Origin of the sequence: uncultured Gimesia sp. (assembly GCF_937919775.1) — a bacterium.
Lineage (GTDB): Bacteria > Planctomycetota > Planctomycetia > Planctomycetales > Planctomycetaceae > Gimesia.
Genome location: NZ_CALFPF010000211.1, coordinates 1 through 4,289 on the forward strand (window position 1 = coordinate 1; position 4,289 = coordinate 4,289).

Consider the following 4,289-nt stretch of genomic DNA (forward strand, 5'->3'; position numbering starts at 1 on the left):
GATCGCCGGTACATAAATTGTCGAACACGCGTACGGTATGACCGTCTTTCACCAGACGGGTCGCCAGATGAGAACCAATAAACCCGGCGCCGCCGGTAACTAGATAATTTGTCACGTTTTAAATCCCCGCGTTGATATCATTTTTCCGGGCTCACACAGGAAATCAGCAGACACCTGCGTCCGGTAATTTCGGAAACACCCATTTCGATAACTTCAATGTAGCATTTCTTTCGCATGGAAAATGATATGATTTCCCAGTATTCCTCTTAGAAATTATCGAACATCCCCAGCCGAAGACCTTATTCCGTATTATAAACAGGCATTTCCCGTACAACCAAAATAATGCTCAGCCGAAACGCCTGGCACGCATTCGAAATGAATGGAAGTGCAGAGAGATAATGGGTAAATCCGCTCTAATCGATACACGAAAAAAGTATTGTAGCGGTCATCGACATTTTGATGATTGCGCCCATTATCGGATGAATTTCGTGTAATCCGCGCGAGGGCTTATTTCATGCCGGGGCCAAAGGGAGAAAATCGGGCAATCATAATCCCGGCGGCCACAGAAGCGTTTAACGAATCCACAATGCCGCCGGTCGGCGATAGACGACAAACGACATCACACAATTCCAGCGTGAGTCGCCTGAGTCCCTTTTCTTCGTTTCCAATGACCACCATCCAGGGGCGATCCTGACTGAATGCAGAGACATCGTCTTCCGCATGCTCGGACGTCCCCATGACCCAGACTCCGTTTTTTTTCGCGTCTGAGATCGACCGGCTCAAATTGGTTTCCATAGCAAAGGGAACCGCTTCCATCCCCCCCGAAGCAACATCGTAAACGGTGGCGTTGATTGGTGCAGAACGGTCTTTGGTGAGGATAATGCCTTTCACGCCGAAAAAGGCAGCGGTACGAAAAATCGCACCGATATTATGCGGATCCTGAATACAATCCAGCGCCAGCCAGAGACCGTTCGCTGCTGCCCCCTCTTCCTCTGCTGCAAACAGGGCTCCCAACGAGGACGGAGTACGCGGTTTGACTAAAGCCACCGAACCGGCGGTGCGACGTCCCTGATCTTCCGACTGCCTGCGTTTCATCTGCTGCGGGGCCGACTTTTTCATCACGACGGGAATTCCGTGACTGCGTGCTTCGTCCGCCACATCACCCCAGTTTCCCTGAGTCGAACCCGCCGTGAGACGTACCTCAATCACATCGATGGGACGGGTCCGCAAGGCGGCTTGAACGCTATGGGGATTTTTTAACTCCAGAGACACAACAAAATCTTCCTGTATCAGCGACCGGGACAAGAGCAATGAACAGCAAAACAGCTGGTCGGAAAGCAAAGATTAGGCACTCTATTCGTCAGATTCAAGGAGTGCGCGTCTCAGAATGTTTGTTATCTGCGAGTTTTTCCTGTGCGTATGCAACCAGGTCTGAAGATTTGATGCGATTCATCCCGACAGCCGTGTCATCCAGGCTGGAAAGCAAATGATCGCCTGAAATACTCATCTTCACAGGCAGTCTGGCAGTAAACTTGCTCCCCCGACCAAATTCGCTTTCGAGAAAAACTTCACCATCAAGCAACTTCGAAAGTTCACGTATAATGGAAAGTCCCAAACCGGTTCCCTCATAGGAACGGGTTAAGGCGTCCCTGGTTTCAGAAGAAGATCTGCCCTGTCGGAATTTTTCGAAAATGTGTTCCTGCTCATCGAGGGGAATTCCGATCCCCGTATCTTCTACGACGATGTCCATCAGCTCTGGATCATCGGTGCAAAGAGTCGCAGAGACGTGAACGCGGCCTCCTTCCGGAGTAAATTTGATGGCGTTCGAGATCAGGTTATTCAGAATCTGTTGAATCTTGATAGAGTCCTGGAACAGAATGGGAATTGCAGGGTCGATCTCTGACGTCATTTCAATATTTTTCTTATCCGCCAGAGGCAACATCGTGCCCACCCGACGTTCGATCAGATCGGCAATCGCGATTTCCGAGAGCTGTAATTCCATTTTGCCGCTTTCGATCTTGGCAAGATCGAGCACATCATTAATCAAGACCAGCAGATTTTTACCTGACATCTGGATGTTGCTGACATAACGTTTCTGCTTGTCTTCCATGTTACTGGCGTTTGCCAGCAGATCGCTGAATCCGAGAATGCTGTTCAACGGGGTGCGTAGTTCATGACTCATTGTCGCCAGGAACTCATCTTTCATTTTATTCATTTCATACAGCCGCAGGTTGACCTGAGCTAACTCATCCACCTTCGTATCCAGGTCGGTGTTGACGGTTCTCAATTCTTCCTGAACGGTCACCAGATGGCGTAACATGCGGTTGAAGGCATAACTCAGTTCCTCGAATTCATCTCCCGTACGAATGTCGGCTCTTAAATCGAGATTGCCTTGCGCGATTTGATCGCTGACATCTTTCAAATGCAAAACCGGTTTGACAATCACATAACGCACAATGGCATAAGCGGCCAGCATGGCAAGAAACGCGGTGATGATCGCGGAAGCCAGATTGATAGCTTTATTCCAGGCCAAGGCCTGTTCCACTTTCTGCAAAGGAAAACGAATATTCACAATCCCGATCAAGCCGCCGACCTCTAAATCCGGGTCGTCGCGAAGTCGGTGACAGGCAACGCATGATTCGGTAGCATGGATCGCGCCATAGTATTGAAACTTTCCCTCGCTGTCGTCGCGGTAAAAAATTTCCGACTCCCCCTGCTTGATCCGTTCCAGCGCTTCATATCCATCACTGTCGATGGGGCGTTCTTTGGAATCGGCATTGGACGGGTTGGCTTTGAACACGGCCCAACTGTAGTCGCCCAGATCTTTCGGCTTGACCGACTGGGCCATTTTTTCAATCAGCAGGATGTACTGGTCGTTGGATTCGGACCATTTCCAATGCTTTTCCAGAATGATCGGAGCCACAAGTAACCGGGCTGAGGTAATGTTCTGGTCGTCGAGCACCTGATTGTTCAACCAGGTATTCAAGGAAAAACTGGCGGTAATCAATACCATCAAACCGCCGCCAAACAGAAAGCGGCACTTTCGTTCGAGGTTGGTTTCACCCAGCAGTTTTTTGAAAGCACGATACGACATGAAGTTCCAGCAGCCAATGAATCAGATTGAGAGGAAGGGCGCAAGCCTCGTTACATTCACTGATCTTAAGCCAAAATCGTCTGAATAGAAAAGTAAGATTCCCTGAATCTGCCCGCAATTCACCGAAATTAGTGAGATTACATTAAACGTCATTGACGCCAACAGTACTCTGCTGACGCTGATCTTAAGTCAAATACGATCATTTTTTACCTGACAACACGGACAGTAAAAGGTGGAACGCTGTGCCTGAACCATGCGTATGATGGAAGCCCCTTTACAGGCAGGGCAACCTTTTCCTTCCCGGCCGTAGACCTGATGCTGGTTCTGATAGCTGCCGGATTGATTCAATGCGTTGCGATAAGTGCCATCGCCGAGCGTCGAACCTTCATAACGAATGGCGGTTTTCAAAATCCGGTTCAGCGCTTTGTGCATCTCCTGTACTTCGGAGTCTGTCAGTCGATTCGCAGCCTGCTCCGGGTGAATCCGGCTTAAGTGGAGAATTTCACTGGCATACAGATTCCCGATGCCGGCAATCATTTTTTGATCCAGCAAGGCCACCTTAATCGCGCGGCTGGTCTCAGAGCAGCGTTGCTTGAGTTCCTTTACCGAGATGGCCAATGCATCCGGGCCCAGTTTGAGCGGCCCTAATGCAGTCTCCAGTTCCGATTTCCGAAACAGGCGCACGGTTCCCAGCCCGCGCCGGTCCCAGAACCAGAGGGAAATCTTCGATCTCCCTTTTTGTAAGAGCCATTCCAGTCTCAGGTGACCGGTGTCCGGTGGATCCGACAGTAACATCAGTCCAGTCATCCGCGGTTCAATCACAAACGAATCTGAGTTCTCCAGATCCAGGATCACACGTTTCGCCAGACGCCGGACGGCGATGATCTTTTGATTTAAGACCCGTGTACGAATGGCTTTAATGCCAGGCGTCATCGCGATCGGCTTGCAGGGGCACGGACATTCCTGAAATCCGCTAATCAGACGACCTTCCACCGATTCACGAATCCCGCGGACCATTGTCTCCACTTCCGGTAGCTCTGGCACGAATTTTCCTTCTGCGACAATTGTGTTGATTTTACGCTGTCAAACTTTTTGAACGATGTGTTTCTATTCTACTACTTGTAGCTGTTCTTTCGATGTCAGAGGTCAGCTGAAATAGGAAGACCAAGAAATTTAAGATTACGCTTGACGTTGG

General features: G+C 49.7%; 4 protein-coding genes. All 4 read right to left on the reverse strand.

The window, feature by feature from the left end; translation table 11 throughout:
• Positions 1 to 115: NAD-dependent epimerase/dehydratase family protein (locus tag Q0294_RS05580; protein ID WP_299461753.1), on the reverse strand; the 115-nt coding region annotated here is incomplete at its 3' end.
• Positions 116 to 507: 392 nt separating this feature from the next.
• Positions 508 to 1,272 (reverse strand): 23S rRNA (guanosine(2251)-2'-O)-methyltransferase RlmB, encoded by a 765-nt coding sequence (gene rlmB, locus Q0294_RS05585; RefSeq protein WP_299461747.1) that lies wholly within the window; start codon positions 1,270 to 1,272, stop codon positions 508 to 510.
• Positions 1,273 to 1,366: 94 nt separating this feature from the next.
• Complete coding sequence (locus Q0294_RS05590; RefSeq protein WP_299461749.1) at positions 1,367 to 3,094, reverse strand: ATP-binding protein; 1,728 nt, start codon at positions 3,092 to 3,094, stop codon at positions 1,367 to 1,369.
• 189 nt (positions 3,095 to 3,283) lie between these two features.
• Entirely contained in the window at positions 3,284 to 4,138 is an 855-nt protein-coding gene (gene mutM, locus Q0294_RS05595) for a DNA-formamidopyrimidine glycosylase (protein ID WP_299461751.1), read from the reverse strand.
• Positions 4,139 to 4,289: the final 151 nt, after the last annotated feature.

What these genes read in the sequence shown, in the direction of transcription:
- Q0294_RS05590 (WP_299461749.1), bottom strand. Translation starts at nt 3,094, where the DNA reads ATGTCGTATCGTGCTTTCAAAAAACTGCTGGGTGAAACCAACCTCGAA.